The following is a 17,292-nucleotide window of genomic DNA, read 5'->3' as shown; positions in this document are numbered from 1 at the left end:
CAGTCGTCAGCAGTATAGGTAAGCAATATTACCTTTCTGCCCAGAATCGAGCATACAGACTCCTTGTAATACTTTGCTCGTTTTAGTATTTCGATTAGCCTGTCGGGTTAACATGAAAGTGTTACCAAATCTAAAATAAACCTATAATCTACGTTCCTCCCAAGCAGTTTACCTAACACGATTGCTGAACGACTCGCAGCCACCATTATTCGACAAGGCGTCCTATAAAGCCCCAAAATTGAATACCTAATCAACACCATGTCAAACAGTTGGTTGAAAATTTCCTACGATCTACTTCAAGCTTCCGAAAAGGAACCGTCATCACAAAAACACACTCACAAATATGAGACAGCATGCACGCTTCAGGGTAATTTTATAAAATATAGCGATAGTTAAGACTGCTAAGTCTTCTTGTTAAAAACAACACCGATTGAGCAGCAGGTGACTTTAAGGCGTGGCAACGTAAGTGTGAAAATGATCAACATCCCAGTATACATCGAGTTTTTTACAAAGATGAGTAGCGCTATATTTACGTTACTTCTAGGCAAGTTACTTTTTGATGAAACCAATAGTTTATGGGCATTTGCTTCAGCATATGGAGGGGAGTTTGTCATTGTTACACTCATTCAAATGTATGCAGGTTCCATTGCGGATAAATACTCTCCTCTTAGAATTCTAATATTCACAAATGCGATCAGTTCTATTGTTTTTATCTCCTTGTTTACTGTGTATGACTACTTTTTGTCCCATAGTTTGTTTATCGCCGCAGTAATTGTCTATATCTTCAGGCCATTTTATAGGACCAGCTTGTTTGTTCTTATTAGAACCGTAGCAAAAAAAGAAGAGCTTAAAGTACTAAATGGAAGAGTAACCTCAGCATCACAACTAGGCCAAATATTCGGTCTAACTCTTACAGGCGCAATGCTCTCTTTTTACTCGGTAAACTACATATTCCTAGCAATGGCAATTATCTACATTTCGTGTTTGTTTATGTCAATAAAATTCTGTACGTCCTCACATTATAATTGCTCTACAAATGCGAGAGGTGATGGAAACAGAATTAACTGGAGAGAGTTTGGGCAATTTTTAAAACTAGAAAAGCATTTCAGTGTGAGATTATTGAGCAGCTTTTCAATAGCATTTTGCTTGGGCGGCTTCTATGTTCACCTTGCACCTGTAGTTGTAGAAAAGTTCGCCAATAGTGAAATATGGCTATCTATTCTCAGTGTAAGTTACGCTACTGGTGCCATTATTTCAGGTATGCTCATAAAAAAGACAAATAACAGCTTATCTAATACATCATCAGATAACCTACTATTATTCAATCAAATACTAGCCATAGCCACCTTCATGTCTTTTGGTCTATTCGATAATCTTTACTGGGTACCAATTTTACTATTCACATTCGGTATATCTACCACTTTATCAGCTGTTGGCTTATCTACGTACTTACAAAAAAACACGCTCGATGAGGTAGCAGGCAGGACCGCAGCAGCACAGAACATTGTGATCGCATCAGGTAACGCGTTGGTTGCTTTCTACTCCTCGTATCTGTTCGACTATTCTTTTATTTACTCGTCGATTGGTGTTTCTATAATACTATTTTTCCAAGCTATCTTTTTTAGAGTTTTATTTTTGTTATATCCAGGAAAACCAAGTGATGTTTTTTGTATGGACACGATTAAATCATAGGTAGCGATAAATTTTCTTCAAAGCCCATCAACTCTATAAAACACGGAACATTTTTGGTGTAGCTGGATAGTCACAGGTAATGTCCCACCCGCCCAACTTCTTTCAAAGCAACACCATCAGCACTTATACCTACAGGCGCCGAATTCAGTGGGTACCACGCGATGCTGTCTGCTTCTTGTGCTGTGATTTCACCTTCCCATTGGGTTACCACAAAATAATGAATCAGCTGTAACTCTTTTGTTGGGTGGTAGAGTGAACATAAGAATGTGTATTCAATTGGAGTAACGTTTAGCTCTTCGTTAAGCTCTCTAAACAGTGTCTGAATTTGATTTTCACCCTGCTCTATATGTCCGCCAGGTATTGTAATTAAGCCGGGGTCAGTGTCCTTAGAATCGCTGCGCTTTTCTAACAATACTTGTGATTCATTGAGCAAGATAAAAGAGACACACTCATGGACATCCATCGATTTTTCCTTAGGCCGAAGTTTAGATAATTAGACTTTCTTTACGACAACAGAGCCTGCAATGAAATCATGAATCGCTCTGCGTTTGTGATTAAATAGCATGGAGGTGAACTCTAAAAGAACTCAACCGATCATTGCGTACCCAACAAAAATAAAGGCTCGGCCTTGCTCTAAACTTTCCCAAGTCTGGCCGTAGAAAGACAGTTGCGCGTAAGCATAGAGGCTAAAGGGGACGAGCATAATTGGGACAATATCTCTCATACAAGACTGTTTGAGGGTTAGGTTTCGACTTTCAGAGACATCCACTACTTTCACTCGGGTGACCATCTTACCGATTGTTTGCCCAAATTTAGCATGCATGCCAACGTAGTAAGTGACACCAATTAGTGAATTCACCACTCCCCAAGCAAAAACACCACCTGAACTTATCACGCCAGAAAGTACGTAGTTGTCTATCCACTCCAAAGGCAAAAATACGATTGAATCTATCCAGATAGCAAAGAATCGTCTCCAAAAATTAGAATACTTATTGGCGTACATTTTTGTTCCTTGGTCTCTATTGGCAATAAAGCACAGCCCCTACAACACATCAGTTTTTACTACATTCATCTGGTAATGATTTATAAAGCAAATGCGAAGCGGTGTGCATATACCAATGATTCCCTCATCAATTTGCAGGCTAAATGACGTTCACGACAAGTTCTTGCTAAGCCTTTCATACAAATCCAAGGCTTCAACTTTAGAGGTTAATTGCCCAAGAGCGTATTGATGTGCTAATTCAATATCGTCACTTTGCTCTGGATAATAACGCTTGGCTACTGCAGTACACTGGCTAAGGTTGGTGTGCCAACTTCCGTCTTTCTCAGCGACAAAGTAGTACGCCGCCCGCACTAACTTTTTGCCAATCAGCTTAGCGACATCCGCATCGGTCATTGTTTTAAAAGCTGGACTCATTTGACCCAGAAAAGTAGACAAGTCACCATTAAGCGCTTGGGCTATTTCACGACTAGGTTTGTAACGTGGAAAACCAATAGATAAATCATTACCCCAAATACAACAGCAACAGTGCTTGAGCCAAAACTGCCAATGGAATTTTTCTTGTGATTGCAGCACTTCCGAAAGAAAGCCAGGGTCAATATCAAGCTTACTTACTTGGGAATATGCTTTGGGGGTCCAGTCAGAAAGGCGTTGAAATACTCGCTTCTCTTTTTTGCCAATAGGTGTATTGAGTACAATAGAAACATCCAAATCCGAGCGACTAACAACCGCCGTGCCTCTCGGAACACTTCCATATAGGTAGATACCATCAATTTGATTCGGCAGGTCACTTAACAACGAATCAATAACAGCAGTCACAACCTCTTGGAATTCGGGAGCGATATTCTTAGGAGAGTATAGATTTTCTATGAACCCGTCTTTGTCGAGACCTCTAGATTGAGTCAGCATACCACTTTCCAGTTAGATTAAGATCCGTCTCACAGCCCGAGATAGTACATAGAACAATGCCACTCTCTTTTGAGTTTGCACTGATCACGAGCTCTCCTTGCGAACTCCAAACCGAGCTCTTGCCACACGTTTCCCAACCTCCCGTCACAGAGATATGGTTACTCAGTAATACTGGTATACCGTGTTCCGACGCAATGCCAGATAAGATTTTAGAATCCGGGACAAAGCCATTCTCGGAGATTAAAGCGCTCGCTAAATAGACATCAGCACCTAGATTCTTGGCTCGTCGAGAGTGATCCGCCTCTGTGAAGTCAGCACATATTGCTAGCGCGATTTTATGCCCGTTGACATCAAATACATAATCAACGTTGCCGGCAGAGCAGAATTCACTCTCACCATCATGCAGGTGCTGTTTAGAGTAGAACTCAACTCTACCATTGGGAAAGCAAACAACGGCGCCTATGGTGGGATGGGATAAGCCTGGAACTCGCAGGGGACAACCAGCCACAATAATCATCTCACTTTGAACCGAAGATCGGGAGAGTTCTTCAAAATTTGATGGTTCAAGAGACAATGCAAGTTCTTCAGCTAAATCAAGCTCATAGCCGGTCAATGATAGCTCGGGGAAAACAACCACATCCGCATTGTAATTTGACGATTGCCCTATCATTTTTAGATGTTGCTTAAGGTTTTCTCTCCAGTTGCCTCTTACGACAGGAATTTGGGCCAAACTGATAGTGACACTCATTTCAAACTTCTCCAAAAAACAAAAATTGCTACACAAATTTCTACATAGCTAAATGCGGTTTACGTTAGGGGGACTGTGGTTATAATTTGGCTGCAAACAACGCTAATCAAAGCGACATCAACTCTCGCTTAATGTCATTGTCCAATTTTTCAATCGCGTAACGAAAAGCCACTCTTGGTATTACGGCATGCTTAGCATTCAGATAACCAATAACCTGTTGAGGCTCTTTTTGACTGAGTACTTTAAGCATCCAACCATAGCCTTTCTGTACTAAGTCATGCTTATCTTCGAGCAATAGATCCGCCACGCGAAACGGATCCAACGCAGCGCAACGATTCTTATTGATAGGATAAATTAAAACGACCGCAGCGGCCCTGCGTACAGCGAAATTCGAATGCTCGACCCATTTTGTGGTGAGATTGAACAAGTCATTGTATTGAGACAGTAACTCCCCAAAAGCATGAGTACAAAAGTCGTCACAATCGTTCCAGTCTGTGACGAACTCTTTTAACCAACGCTCAAAAACAGGAAACGTGTCTCTTGAATATTGTTTTCTTACTCTAAAAGCCCAATCGTACGCGATAACTCCTAGCGCCCAGTCTCTTTGCTCCAATAATTGAGTACACAGAGACAACACACTAGAAATATCTTTGTCTTCAAGAGTCTTAAAAATCTGAGCAGAAATGGAACGAACCTGAGCTGTTTTGATATCCACTTTCGGATAACCCACTTCTGAAAGATGCTGCTTTGCCGTTTCGACCATACTCACGAAAACAAACTCCTTGTCTATCTAAATTCAATATTGAAGTGAGATATCCGGCTCTTAAGATATTTCTAGATTGAGTTTTATAAAATAAAGCCATGTAAATCACAACATTCATTATTGGTTAATAAAATCACCTCTGCAATATAGAAATTTCCTTTGGCAATAGTTACTTATGGTGCATACTTGCCGTCTTCAAAAGAGGTGCATAATGAAAAAGAACGGTTTTACAATTATTGAGATTGTTGTCGTTATTGTGATTCTTGGAATAATCGCCGTTACGGCAGCGCCCAGATTCCTGAATGTGAGTACAGATTCGCATATTGCAGCCGTGAAAGGTACTGGCGCTGCTTTCAAAGCAGGTGTCGATCTTGCCTACTCAAAAAATTTGACCTTAAACGGTGGCGGTCCATCTACGAATATTCCTATATATGATGATTCTGTCACCGGCCAGCTTGACTTCAATGAATGGGGATACCCAGTACAGCAATGGCCTTACGCAGAAGATTTTCCAAGGCTGGATAATCCGGAAGACTGTATTTCGGTATGGGGAGCTCTCCTGATTGATCCACCGAGCGTTTCTAGTTTCAACTCACCGACTAATACTGACTATATCGCTGAGTACATCCACACCGACCAATGCCGTTATCATTATCGAGTCGTACCGGGGATATCTATTTACTACAACTCGATGAATGGCGATGTCACAGTAGATGACGAACCAAACAGCTAAGTTCAAGTCTAAAGCTCAACATGTTAGTACTTACAAATAAACTTAGAAAATCCCACACATCAAGATTCAACCATCCCAGAAATTAAGATAAGCACGTTTTGGCATAAACCAGCGTGCTGTCTAACTCTCCAGAAGGTAAACGCCGAGCATTAGCTAAACATGCTTCTTGCTGGTAGCCACATCGCTTCGCCACTGCCTGACTTTTCAAATTCGTTGCAGCCATTTTTATTTCAACCCGCTTTGCCCCTTTATTAAGGAAGGCAAACTCTTCGACGAGATGAATAGCCTCGCTCACATAACCAAATCCAGTTTTAGAAGTTCTTAACCAATAACCTATTTCAAAACAAGGTATAGAGTCGTCTCGGACAATAAAACCAATGGCGCCGATGAACGCCTCAGTGTTCTTTTCAATAATATTGAACCAAAACTCCCCCATAAAATTAGTGAAATTATTGGCGGCCTCTTGAGTATTGAGTTCAAGTTTTTGCCGAGTTAAGGATTCAGAAACCCAAGGCAGGAATTCGGACAGCTCAGCCATACATTCCTGAACAACGTTAAACATTTCATCAGTATGGATTAATGAAGGAGGCGTTAATTTAAGTCGTTCACTTTCCATTATTCTCACCTTCCCACTCTGAGCGAAGCATCGCTAATACAACGGTATCCCACCACTTATTTTTGAAAAATCGGTGCTCTTTAAAGCAAGCTTCTTGTCTCATCCCGAGTGACTTACACAATCTTATCGCCGCTAGATTCTCACCAATGGTTTCCGCATAAATTCGATGAACACCTAACTCTGAAAACCCAAAACCAGCCAGAGCATTGGCCGCTTCTATGGGTAGCCCTTTCCCCTGAATCTCTCTCGCAAAAGCGCAACCCATTGAAGCTTGCTGGTTATCTTCAAGGCGCAAACACACGGTTCCGATAAACTTCCCTGACTCTTTACTTTCCACAGCTAATTGATAGGACTGACGAGGATCTTCCTCAGCCTGTTCAACAAACAATTGAGTAAGTTGATGGTACTTACTAGGCTCACAATCAATCTCATTATAGAAGCGCTGATATTTAGCGTCCTGTGACATAGCCACAAACGCGCTTTGATCCTCAAACATCATGTCTCTCAGAACCAACCTGGCAGTCTCTATTTTAAACATCAAAATTCCTTTTTATCTGTCGCCTAACCTGTATTGCGTTACTGACAGTCAAGCCAATAACGAGCTACTGGACCAGGAAAAACTTTACCAAAAACGATTTTTTCAAACTTACCGCCATTTGCCTCAATGACTTTTCGTGAAGCTATATTGTCTTCGTCCGCGGTAATCAAAGCTTGTTTAATACCCAGAGAGCTCGCTTTTGGAATAGCGAATTTGAGCATTGCCTTGCCGTAGCCAGAACCTCTCTTTGAAGGAGCAATATCGTAGCCAATGTGCCCCGCTTCAAGTGACAGAAACTCATTATCGATACGATGACGAACACGAATGGCGCCGAGTATCTCTCCTTCATCATTTACCAACCAATAATGATTACATGGCACATAACCATCGGGTAAGTTAACGCCTCTAGCCTCATCATTTAAGCATTCAATATAACGAGAAAAATCAAGAACACCGTCTTTGTAATACTCAGAGTTATCGATGTCGTGCTCCAAGAAGTCTTGGTAATACACCTTAAAAGCGGACTCAAATTCTTTGGAGGGCGACACTAGTTTCATTGTTATCTATTCCTCTTACGATAAAATTAAGGATGTTTCTAATAAGCACGATGAACCTGATAGGTTCCAATCGGACTGCAGGTAAGTTTGAGCTCATCAAAACCATTTACGATCAAATCTGCTGATTTTAATTCTTCTCTGGTATGGCTGGTTAATAGAGCGATCGTGAAACACCCTGCCTTCTTGGCCGATAGTACGCCAGATGGTGAATCTTCAACTGCAACGCAATCTTCTGGTTTTGCGCCCAAAGCTTCTGCGGCTTTAAGGAAAGGATCCGGTGCTGGCTTACCTCGTGCCACATCTTCGGCACAAATCATGACCTTTGGCAACGTAAAACCGGAGGCTTCCAAGCTTGTTGTTGCGACCGCTCTAGGTCCACTCGTTGCGATTGACCAGCAATCCGGGCCTAATTTTGATAAGAAATCATGAGAATTTGGTATAGCCTTGGCGCACTTCATCTCTTGGGTCGCAATAGTTTTGACTTTATTGACCTCAGTGACATTAGAGAATTCCATACCAATACAGCTCAGCGTCTCTTCGATTTTTCGCCCGTGGATATATTTACTCATGGTTTCATAACGAACACCAACAGTCTTGCACCATTTTTTCCAAATATTGTCGATAACCACTTGGGTATCAACCAGTGTTGCATCGACATCAAAAATAAACTTCTTACATTCAATCATGAACTCTAAAACCTATTAAAAACACTTTGATACAGTATTGATATGAGCAGATAACACACATTAAGACGCCATGACTTTAATACCAAACAGCGTAAACAAGCCGCCGGTTACATAATCCATGATACTTGAGATACGTGCATAAACACTTTTCGCTGCTCGATGTGAAAAGGCTGTCGCCAAAAACATATGCCAGCATAAGGTGATACCAGACATAGTCAGCATAATGGCGATGACCATCGGGATGGTAATATTTTCAGGCATAGAGACACTAAACAAACTCACGACAAAGAAACCCGTTTTAGGGTTTAAGATGCTAGTGATAAACGCAGACATAAAGACTTTTCTACTTGAAGGCAGCATCGCTTCGCTAGTATTCAGGCCTTCATCTAGTTGTTTGGCTTTTCGTGTTGAAAGGATCTGGCGCATACCCAAGTACAACAAATAACTGCCACCAACGATCTTCATAACGCTAAACAATGCCGGGAAATGGGAGAGCAAAATAACCAAGCCGGTGCATCCAAACAGTGACCATAGCAATATGGATGTACTGACACCAAAAGCAGAATATTTTGCTAGCTTGCGGTTGTAGTGCAGCGCTGTGTTAATCGTCAACAGCACATTCGCGCCGGGCGTTGCGACCGCCAGCATCCAAATCAGCGCAACGTGAAGAAGAACCAATAAATATTCCATTTTCCTCTACTCAATTCACTCAAGCTTAAGTAATGATATCGCACGCACTAACGGTTTTGCGTCGCTTGATTCACAAAATTAGTGCGCTCGAACGTGGTGTGATAAGTGTCTTTCAACTCAGTATTAGAGTCCACATTTGAATCCAAAAAATGCCAAGCAATAAGATTCAACCAATCTATTAACGACCACTACTCTCGACACTTTGCTAAGCCATAAAGTTCCAGTAGTTGCCTACCATCACTAGGCATCCCTTCATAGGCACCAAACGCACTAGGGTAATAGATAGGCAATGCTGTCATCACAAACTGAGCCAATGAAAAATAGACACCAAAATTAATGACGTAAGAAGCGATGTAAGGGAGTTGATTGCTATTAGTAAAATACAACGATAGACACAGGAGTAATGAGGTAAGCGGCCCCATAACTAGAGACCATGCTTGTAAGGATTTACCGCCCTGTTTAGTTATTGAGGCAAAGCCAACATTCATTGAAAAGCTTGAAATTGACAGTGTGAGATTGCCAATTTGAACAACTTTGGCCTTTTCGCTATTCCCGAGGGCCACCTCAACTTTGTGACCCGCAATAAGCTGAGGGGTTGCATGACCCAATTCATGCAATAAGGTGGCGATAGGCATCACAAACAAAAAGCCTATCGCTAATCCAATCAAACTATTCAATCTCAATCTCCCTATTTAGATCGATAGCCACTGAAAGAAAGAGATAAATGGTTAGTAGAAAACCTACTGCCGCTTATATTGTGTTGGACAATAACCTCTCGACACTTCAGAGCTACGAAGTTTTAAATGTTTTGTCGCACGACCTGCGACGCGAGCGCGCCATAATTTGAAGCTACCTGGCTTCATGTGACTTCGCATAAAACGAATCACCTGGGATTCGTTTAAACCAAATTGGTGTTCTATTGCCTCAAATGGCGTTCGGTCTTCCCACGCCATTTCAATAATTCTTGATTCACTCTCTTTAGATAATTTCATTGTCTACTCATCCTTTAAAATCTGAGTAGAAGTACGCTCACTCTCACTTTTTAGATCAGGGTGTTACCACTGAATCGATAAGGAATCATCAAACAAAAAACAGATATTTATCGCTATCCTCTCTCCAGCCACTCGCTACGCAGCACCCCATACTTCAACGAGTCATAATACTCGCCTTGGTAATATCGCACCTTTCTCAGCTTCGCCTCTTGCTGGAAACCTAGCTTCAAAGCGAGAGACATCATGCGCGGGTTACCTGACCAAGTAGTTAGCCCAACACGCTCAATCTGTTTGTTTTCGAATAAGTAAGTAATCCAAAGCGGAAGTGCCAATGCTGCGATCCCCTTCCCCCAATAATCAGAGTTATAAATGACTACGCCAGCTTCGAGCCATCGTGTCTCTTCGCATTCCCAGTAGCAGCTCACGGTTCCAACAGGTACACCTTCGACCACCACCAGCTGCAGGTCATCACCCTCGAGCAACCGTTTAAACGAATGCGCTTCAAAGCTTTCTAATGACGGATGAGAATACGAAAAATAAGGGCCATTAAACTTAGTCCACTCATCGTTTGAGATAACCAAAGCATAAATAGCAGCTAATTCGCTAGACATTGCTGGTCTTATCATTATGTCCATTCACTTTCCTTGTCCTGTTTTCAAACGCCATCGTACTGTTTGATTATTCTCGGTATTAGCTCGACTTATTTTTTTTGAGTCTATTAGCTTTAAATGAGTATCTGCGAACTCTCTAAGCACTCTCGCATTATTGTGATGCGCGTTATCTCCACATTGCTGTCCGTTAACTCTAATTTCAGGACTAGAATAGGCAGGAATAATATCACGCTCATAAGACATCACAGTGCCTCTCTCTGCACATGTAGCACCGAATGAATATGCGGGCGCTTTGGGGTACCTGTCAGCGATAAAATGTTCGATAGTCGCGTAATCTTTTAGCACCGTTTTATAGTCATGGTTGGCGCCGCTCATATGACCAATTTCATGTTCCATTGTCGAGTCTGGGCAATTTATAGCCAAAGAGAAAAAACGAGAGGCCTTAGATGCGACACCACAATATCGAGACTCGAAAGCAGAATGATAATTTGAAAACACAACACCTGTAAAAATAGGACGACCGTCCTCTGTGATTTCTTCAATTGGATCTTCCATCAATAATTTGAGTAGCCTCTCTGCCGCACTCACATTTTGAAACCAAAGGCTATCGATAGCAGATGTATAAGTAATTTGGGTTACCTTTCTCCACATAGGAATACATGAGTTTTTCAAAACTAGGTTGGAGTAACCTTCCCATGTGGCGACTTTACTAGCGATAAATGCCTTCGAGTATTCCAACAACATAGACTCGTCAATGTAAAGGTGAACCTCGGTGTTCAACACTTCACCTTCAACACAACCAGGGAACTCAATAGTGTCAGCATTAGTGTAAAGACTGAAACCAAGAAAGATGACACCCAAGGCTACTGGCTTTTGCTTCATATCGTTTTTAATAAGTCTTGCCTTTCCAAAAGTAAAAAGCTCGCCAATGATGACGAGCCTAGTTTAGGGGTGAACCATGCTATCTGCGAGGTCGCACTTAGCTTACAACTTGTTCTCGCAAATTCACTTCGATACTCTTTAAGATCTTAAACTCTTCACGAGTACAGCCTCGAGCTACAGATACCCAGTGATCACCAGTTTCGTCTGCCCCTTTAAACTCTGCACGAAGCTCGTATTTTCGCCACGAAACAAAAGCCAAAATGAAGGTCAGAGCGAGCATAGGTAACCCAAACTGAGGTACGAACGCCCAAGTTGCTGCAGATAGCATCAAGGCCAATGAAATGACGTTGATTGCGTTTTCTTTGATACCTAGCTGTCGGATTTCCAGCTGTTTGATTTTACGTAAGCTGTAAACATCCTTCTTGACTCGAAGTTCATCAGAGCTCACTAGAAAGTCAGATGCCTTGTATGGTCTACGCAGCCTCAATAAATTCGCTAACCTATTGCGTGTTTGGTTCTTATTCATCGCCTTTCTCCATGTTATTAAAGGTTAGTAAAAACTAATATAATCATGAATTTATCGGTGAATGCTTATTTTATAAATCAAGAGAATATAAAAAGCAAGGATATGAATTTAATAACATTTATAACATTTATAACATTAGAAAATGTATATCCATGAACAATTATGAGTTCCAATACATCCAAACCGAATACCTCTGCTTAAATACCAACCCAAGATAGAACGATTAAATTGAGGGCATTACGCAACAGCACACACTACTTTGTTACTATTTATTTCAATCAATTTTCTGCAGGAAACAGCGGTGCTCCAAAAAACTTGACCAATTTCACATCAATTTATCTAAACCATAAGCTACACATTGTTAATACAAGAAGATCATCAGTGAATTAAATATTGAAAATAATTAAACAGAATCCATAAATTAAAACTATTATTTAAGCAATTGATCTCATAACAAAGAGTCTTTACCTTTACATTATGTACAGTGTTCAGCAATGGAGAAAATTATGGACGAGCTACTAACACACGCTATGGAACAGAAACAACGCACGGTCGTCACAAGCTTATTTGCTAAAAATGGATTTAAAATCGCAGCGACAGATTTTGATGATGTGACCTTTGAACGCGAAACCGTTTTGGTCAATGTTAGATTCGATGCATCTTCTAATGTCGAGTCAATTTCAGTATCCAACCACAAACCTTAAAAAAATATTGCTCTGAAGCAAGAGTGACCAGCATTCTGTATGCCTTTATGATGGAGATACCACTACCTAGTAGGTTTACCTCCATCAAAAGAATTACAGCAATCAAGCTAGAGCATGCTCCAACAAAGTTTCCTCATATCAAGTCAAGTTTTGTTTGAGCTTTTCTTCTAATGCTTGGACACACAATTGGATGGCAATCGGCGTGTTTGAAGTAAATGGGGTCAATGCATAAACCATGTTGGTCGGTAATTCAAAGCTAGGCAGCATATCAACAACCTGACCAGATAACTGAGGAATGCAGAAGTCTGGGATTGCACCAATACCAACACCCGATTTAATAAGTGCAAGACAACTGTGAAACGAATTAGTTACACAACTAGCTTGTTGTTGATAAACAAAGTTCTCTTCGGTTTGAGAACTAAAATGGTGAGTCACCTGCTTTCCCTGCCATGAATTTGCAATGTATGGAATCGATTCAAGCTCGCGTTCACGCATGCTTTTGACACCACACAATACATCTTTAAACTTACCTAAACGTTTCTGTTTTAGATTACTGTCACGTGAGCTACCAACTCGTACCGCAAGATCAATATCGTGCTCCATGAAATCTAAGTGTTGATCATCACTAATCAACTCCGGCTTTAATTTTGGATACTGTTTCATCAGGTCTGCAATAACAGGCACCACCAGCAAATCCATCAACGCATTCGGAGCCGTGATACGAATCCGCCCTTGTGGCTCTTCCAATTCCGATTTCGCCATATCCCACGCCGATTCGGCGATCACATTAATATCCTTACAACTTAGATAAAAACGTTCTCCCATACTGGTTAAGGTTTGTCTTCGCGTTGTTCGTTTAAGAAGGGAAGCGCCTAGCTCTTGCTCCAATATTTTTAGATGCTGACTGACAACAGATTTAGACAACTCTAGTTTTTCAGCCGCGGCCGATACAGAGCCTTGCTCTACAATATGAGCGAAAATCGACATCTGCTTTAGTTTACTCATCTTATTGTTCTCTTTTTAAAAACAGTATTTTCTATTATCTCTGTTTTTCAAGTTAATTACCAAGGATAAACTACATTCAACTTATCAAGGTTACCCAATCAAAAACACAGTGTTTAGAAGAAGACTGTAACGGAGAAAACAATGACAAATAATCAAGTATTAGAAGCATGTAAGCAAGGTATCAACGCATGGCAAAAAGCATTCAACAACCAAGATGCGAAAGGTTGTGCAGATCAGTATGTAGAAAACTGTGTAATGGAAGCGCGCCCATTTGGCACTTTTGAAGGTCGTGAAGCAATTCAAGCATTCTGGCAAGGGATCATGGACCAAGGTTTCAAAGATGTTGATTACACAGATGTTAAATGGGAAGAACACCCAGAAGGCGGCTACGTTCTTACGGCAAGCTGGACGATGAATAAAGCATTTGGTGTAGTTCATCATGAACACTGGGCAGTACAAGAAGATGGTAAAGCTCGTCTTGTCAGTGATGACTTTGAAGTTCAAGGCGAACGCTAGAAACGAGTGGCTCAAACAGTAGCAAAAACTAAAGCCAGCACCCTACCAGGTTGCTGGCTTTTTTGTATAACAACACAACCCCATTCCGTCATAATTTCAACTAAATGCAATCATAATCCACACCTAATAATTAATAGATTTATCTTTAGTTTCCATGACATAGCAGCAAGTGTGATACCTGCTACAAACTATCGAATCTCACTTATCGATCCGCAAAGACAACTTGAGATGTTGTTATTGCTGAGCCATTCTTTGTATAAATGATGGAGAGTGTTTCCATCACAATTAATGAGAGTGACAAGGAATTCGAATGATAAAAATGTTGGTTTGTGACTTTGACGGTACACTCGATGGCGGCCCTTCTCATGGGGTTAATCAACTTTTCAATTACCTTACAGAGCAACCCGATATCCGCTTTGTCATCGCGACCGGTAGAACGCTCCCTTCCATTCAAGTTGGCTTGGCATCAGATAACTACCCAGAACCACACAGCATCATCAGTGATGTTGGCACAAGAATTCACCACAACCATATCCAAAAGCCTGACCATATCTGGCATGAGAAACTCGAGGCATCATGGAATAAGTCAAAGGTAGAATCGGCGTTAGCACCACTCAGCTTTATGGGTGAACGCTTGGAAAGCCACCAAGGTCCCCATAAGATGACCTTTGAAGGTAAGCTGTCTGAACCTCAGCATGCATTAATTGAATCACAATTAGAATCACATGGCTTAGATGTCCACCTCACCTATTCACACGACTGGTATCTGGATATCACACCAAAAGGCGTCAACAAAGCAACAGCAATCCATCACCTGCTGAAGCAACATGACTTAAGCATTGAACAGGTGTGTGTTGCCGGTGACTCAGCGAACGATACATCAATGCTAACGATCGAAGGGGTGAACTCCATATTAGTGGCGAACCACTACCCTGAAGTAGCTCACCTATCGGGCAGAGATAACGTGTATACCAGTAAGGCGACCCATGCAGCAGGCGTGCTTGAAGGGCTCAAATACTGGCAACAGCGAGCTTCAAGTAACCACTAATATATATCGTCGCAGCTTCCAGCTAGGCAGTTCAATCGAAGCTGGGTTCCTTGCTACTTCCAACCAGGGAGCCACGCTTGATTGTCGGTGAGGTCGCGCCAATTTATCGCTTCTTCCCGTTTCGTCATCACCGCTTCGATCAAACAGCGCACCACTTCTCCTTCGTCAAACTCTACCTCCGTAACCATGAAGTGCTTTTCCTTTTTCACCGGGCTAACAGCCGTCCACTTACTACGAAATAGTTTCTTGGGGTTGATACGGTTCATGGGCTTTTCCTGTCTCAATTGCAACAGAACTTTATAAGACTTGTGGATTTAAAAAGATCACTACATACCAAAAAACATAATTTAAATCCAAGTACGCCACAAGTAAGATCAATAAAGTCGGGCCATAAATTCGATACAATTAATGCTCACCAATTCAAAAACTAACTTTCCATGAGCCAAACAGAATTCCAGCAAAAAATGGCGAGCTTTACCTCTATTGAACAGGCGCTCGATTACTTTGAAATTGGGTTTGATAGCAAGTTCATCGACCAAAATAGAGTCGAGCTTGTGAAACGCTTTAATGGCTATCTGATTCTGTCGAAACCTGACGATTGGTTTTCTGGGAGAAGAGCCCTGAAAAATGCCTACTGCAAGGTGCAACGCAGTAAGTTAGATCGTTATACGCGTTCGGCTTGCCGAGGCTGCACAACTTGCCAGCGTCGATAAGCATAAAGTGCCGTTAAAAAAGAGAGCTCGGAAATAGATAGTTGAAATAACATCTCATTACGATTTAGTTAGTAGTTTGCTCGAAAAAAAGTGTGCTAGTCTTACGACAACTCAACTACGAGATAACAACTACAATGAAAATTTTCAGCAATTTCGAAAGCGGCAACATTCACGTCGTTTCAGCAGATTCACCACAAAACATTCAACTGACTATCCCTGCAGACAACCAAACTGAAATCTCTCAGTGGTTCCATTTCCGTTTAGAAAGTGAAGCGCAACAAGCTCACCATTTTGAAATCGGTCAATTGGCAACGTCTGCTTACCCTGAGGGCTGGAAGGATTACGATGTAGTTGCATCGTATGACCGCGAAGAGTGGTTCCGTATCCCATCTCAGTTCGATGGTGACACGCTGAGCTTTGACATCATTCCTGAGCACGACTCAATGTACTTCGCGTACTTTGCGCCATACTCATACGATCGTCACCAAGATCTTCTGCACAGTGCACAAACTCACCCTGCGTGTAAGCTTGAAACACTAGGCCACACGCTAGACAACAACGACATCACTTTGCTAACCATTGGTGAGCCTAGTGAAGAGAAGAAAAATATTTGGGTTATTGGTCGTCAACACCCTGGCGAGACAATGGCTGAATGGTTGATTGAAGGCCTGCTTCAGCGCCTACTTGACGAAACAGACACAGTAGGTCGCTCTCTTCTCGACAGCGTAGTATTCCGCGTTGTTCCGAACATGAACCCAGATGGCAGTATCCGTGGTCACCTACGTACCAACGCAATTGGCGTGAACCTGAACCGCGAATGGCAATCACCGTCTATGGAACGTAGCCCAGAGGTATTCCTTGTGCGTGAACGCATGTTAGAAACTGGCGTTGATATGTGTTTAGACATTCATGGCGACGAAGCGATTCCATATAACTTTGTGGCAGGTAGCGAAGGTACACCTTCTTACGATGAGCGTATCGCGAAGCTAGAGAACCACTTCAAGCAAGCACTACTCACGATTACGCCAGAGTTCCAAGACGAGTTTGGTTACGATAAAGATGAGCCGGGCAAAGCTAATATGACGGTTGGTACCAACTGGATCGGTGAGCAGTTTAAGTGTTTAGCGTACACAGTAGAGATGCCATTTAAAGATCACATCAGCCACGCTGACGAACTTTACGGTTGGTCGCCAGAGCGTAGTGTTGCGTTTGGTCACGACATGCTAGCGGCGGTTTGGGCGACAGTAGACGAGCTATAAAGCAACGAGTGTCTTGGCTATCAAAACCAGGACTATAGATAGAACAAAGCCCAGCACTTGCGAAAGTGCTGGGCTTTTTATTGTTTGCCTATGATTTACGATTT

Annotated in this window: 24 protein-coding genes; 7 read left to right on the top strand and 17 right to left on the bottom strand. The window is 41.8% G+C overall.

Translation table 11 applies throughout. The features are described from left to right. Positions 1 to 411: 411 nt before the first annotated feature. A complete protein-coding gene (locus BTO10_RS12150; protein WP_146106820.1) occupies positions 412 to 1,692 on the top strand; it encodes an MFS transporter in 1,281 nt (426 codons plus the stop codon). Positions 1,693 to 1,762: 70 nt separating this feature from the next. Here the strand turns inward: BTO10_RS12150 and BTO10_RS12145 are convergent, their stop codons facing one another. The 5 genes from BTO10_RS12145 to BTO10_RS12125 all read right to left on the bottom strand — a co-directional run bounded on the left by BTO10_RS12145 (position 1,763) and on the right by BTO10_RS12125 (position 5,118). Then, entirely contained in the window at positions 1,763 to 2,155 is a 393-nt protein-coding gene (locus BTO10_RS12145; RefSeq protein ID WP_105024675.1) for an NUDIX hydrolase, read from the bottom strand. Between the two features lie 123 nt (positions 2,156 to 2,278). Next, a complete protein-coding gene (locus BTO10_RS12140) occupies positions 2,279 to 2,695 on the bottom strand; it encodes an RDD family protein (RefSeq protein WP_258098002.1) in 417 nt (138 codons plus the stop codon). Positions 2,696 to 2,845: 150 nt separating this feature from the next. Then, the gene (locus tag BTO10_RS12135; protein ID WP_105024674.1) at positions 2,846 to 3,601 is read right to left on the bottom strand and encodes a nucleotidyltransferase domain-containing protein; all 756 of its coding nucleotides are present in this window, start codon (positions 3,599 to 3,601) and stop codon (positions 2,846 to 2,848) included. After that, entirely contained in the window at positions 3,585 to 4,349 is a 765-nt protein-coding gene (locus BTO10_RS12130) for a carbon-nitrogen hydrolase family protein (RefSeq protein WP_105024673.1), read from the bottom strand. The genes BTO10_RS12135 and BTO10_RS12130 overlap by 17 nt, the downstream gene beginning before the upstream one ends. A gap of 106 nt (positions 4,350 to 4,455) precedes the next feature. Then, the gene (locus BTO10_RS12125; protein WP_105024672.1) at positions 4,456 to 5,118 is read right to left on the bottom strand and encodes a DNA alkylation repair protein; all 663 of its coding nucleotides are present in this window, start codon (positions 5,116 to 5,118) and stop codon (positions 4,456 to 4,458) included. A 205-nt stretch (positions 5,119 to 5,323) separates the two neighbouring features. On the opposite strand from BTO10_RS12125, the gene BTO10_RS12120 reads away from it, so the two are divergent. Beyond that, positions 5,324 to 5,845: a prepilin-type N-terminal cleavage/methylation domain-containing protein gene (locus BTO10_RS12120; protein ID WP_105024671.1), complete on the top strand. Its 522-nt coding sequence runs from the start codon at positions 5,324 to 5,326 to the stop codon at positions 5,843 to 5,845. 82 nt (positions 5,846 to 5,927) lie between these two features. On the opposite strand, the gene BTO10_RS12115 is transcribed toward BTO10_RS12120, so the two are convergent. The 10 genes from BTO10_RS12115 to BTO10_RS12070 form a co-directional block, all read right to left on the bottom strand. Then, the gene (locus tag BTO10_RS12115; protein WP_063522410.1) at positions 5,928 to 6,461 is read right to left on the bottom strand and encodes a GNAT family N-acetyltransferase; all 534 of its coding nucleotides are present in this window, start codon (positions 6,459 to 6,461) and stop codon (positions 5,928 to 5,930) included. After that, entirely contained in the window at positions 6,451 to 6,999 is a 549-nt protein-coding gene (locus BTO10_RS12110; RefSeq protein WP_105024670.1) for a GNAT family N-acetyltransferase, read from the bottom strand. Before BTO10_RS12110 ends, BTO10_RS12115 begins: the two co-directional genes overlap by 11 nt. A gap of 38 nt (positions 7,000 to 7,037) precedes the next feature. Further along, positions 7,038 to 7,556: a GNAT family N-acetyltransferase gene (locus BTO10_RS12105; RefSeq protein WP_105024669.1), complete on the bottom strand. Its 519-nt coding sequence runs from the start codon at positions 7,554 to 7,556 to the stop codon at positions 7,038 to 7,040. A 38-nt stretch (positions 7,557 to 7,594) separates the two neighbouring features. Continuing rightward, positions 7,595 to 8,242: an HAD-IA family hydrolase gene (locus BTO10_RS12100; RefSeq protein WP_105024668.1), complete on the bottom strand. Its 648-nt coding sequence runs from the start codon at positions 8,240 to 8,242 to the stop codon at positions 7,595 to 7,597. A gap of 60 nt (positions 8,243 to 8,302) precedes the next feature. Then, positions 8,303 to 8,932 carry a LysE family transporter gene (locus BTO10_RS12095; RefSeq protein ID WP_004742137.1) on the bottom strand — a complete coding sequence of 210 codons (630 nt, stop codon included), beginning with the start codon at positions 8,930 to 8,932 and terminating at the stop codon, positions 8,303 to 8,305. Positions 8,933 to 9,120: 188 nt separating this feature from the next. Continuing rightward, complete coding sequence (locus BTO10_RS12090) at positions 9,121 to 9,609, bottom strand: hypothetical protein (protein WP_105024667.1); 489 nt, start codon at positions 9,607 to 9,609, stop codon at positions 9,121 to 9,123. A gap of 63 nt (positions 9,610 to 9,672) precedes the next feature. Further along, positions 9,673 to 9,924, bottom strand: a complete 252-nt coding sequence (locus BTO10_RS12085; protein WP_004742130.1) for a TIGR03643 family protein — start codon at positions 9,922 to 9,924, stop codon at positions 9,673 to 9,675. A gap of 113 nt (positions 9,925 to 10,037) precedes the next feature. Further along, positions 10,038 to 10,559, bottom strand: coding sequence for a GNAT family N-acetyltransferase (locus tag BTO10_RS12080; protein WP_105024666.1), 522 nt, complete (start codon positions 10,557 to 10,559; stop codon positions 10,038 to 10,040). Further along, complete coding sequence (locus BTO10_RS12075) at positions 10,560 to 11,417, bottom strand: hypothetical protein (protein WP_258097989.1); 858 nt, start codon at positions 11,415 to 11,417, stop codon at positions 10,560 to 10,562. Positions 11,418 to 11,514: 97 nt separating this feature from the next. Further along, positions 11,515 to 11,943, bottom strand: coding sequence for a hypothetical protein (locus BTO10_RS12070; protein WP_105024665.1), 429 nt, complete (start codon positions 11,941 to 11,943; stop codon positions 11,515 to 11,517). A gap of 506 nt (positions 11,944 to 12,449) precedes the next feature. Here BTO10_RS12070 and BTO10_RS12065 point away from each other — a divergent pair. Beyond that, positions 12,450 to 12,647, top strand: coding sequence for a hypothetical protein (locus BTO10_RS12065; RefSeq protein WP_004742124.1), 198 nt, complete (start codon positions 12,450 to 12,452; stop codon positions 12,645 to 12,647). Positions 12,648 to 12,785: 138 nt separating this feature from the next. Here the strand turns inward: BTO10_RS12065 and BTO10_RS12060 are convergent, their stop codons facing one another. Continuing rightward, entirely contained in the window at positions 12,786 to 13,652 is an 867-nt protein-coding gene (locus BTO10_RS12060) for a LysR family transcriptional regulator (protein ID WP_004742123.1), read from the bottom strand. 141 nt (positions 13,653 to 13,793) lie between these two features. Between BTO10_RS12060 and BTO10_RS12055 the strand changes: the two genes are divergently transcribed. Next, complete coding sequence (locus BTO10_RS12055) at positions 13,794 to 14,168, top strand: YybH family protein (RefSeq protein ID WP_004742121.1); 375 nt, start codon at positions 13,794 to 13,796, stop codon at positions 14,166 to 14,168. 310 nt (positions 14,169 to 14,478) lie between these two features. Then, positions 14,479 to 15,216: an HAD-IIB family hydrolase gene (locus tag BTO10_RS12050; RefSeq protein ID WP_105024664.1), complete on the top strand. Its 738-nt coding sequence runs from the start codon at positions 14,479 to 14,481 to the stop codon at positions 15,214 to 15,216. Between the two features lie 53 nt (positions 15,217 to 15,269). Here BTO10_RS12050 and BTO10_RS12045 read toward each other — a convergent pair whose 3' ends face one another. Beyond that, positions 15,270 to 15,482: a TIGR02450 family Trp-rich protein gene (locus BTO10_RS12045; protein ID WP_102423016.1), complete on the bottom strand. Its 213-nt coding sequence runs from the start codon at positions 15,480 to 15,482 to the stop codon at positions 15,270 to 15,272. A gap of 171 nt (positions 15,483 to 15,653) precedes the next feature. Between BTO10_RS12045 and BTO10_RS12040 the strand changes: the two genes are divergently transcribed. Next, the gene (locus tag BTO10_RS12040) at positions 15,654 to 15,929 is read left to right on the top strand and encodes a nitrogenase-stabilizing/protective protein NifW (protein ID WP_105024663.1); all 276 of its coding nucleotides are present in this window, start codon (positions 15,654 to 15,656) and stop codon (positions 15,927 to 15,929) included. A gap of 134 nt (positions 15,930 to 16,063) precedes the next feature. Further along, positions 16,064 to 17,188 (top strand): M14 family metallopeptidase, encoded by a 1,125-nt coding sequence (locus BTO10_RS12035; RefSeq protein WP_105024662.1) that lies wholly within the window; start codon positions 16,064 to 16,066, stop codon positions 17,186 to 17,188. Positions 17,189 to 17,292: the final 104 nt, after the last annotated feature.

The organism is Vibrio chagasii, from assembly GCF_002954585.1.
Taxonomy (GTDB): domain Bacteria; phylum Pseudomonadota; class Gammaproteobacteria; order Enterobacterales; family Vibrionaceae; genus Vibrio; species Vibrio chagasii_A.
Note: the sequence above shows the minus strand (reverse complement) of the source record. Positions and strands in the feature narration are given on the sequence as shown.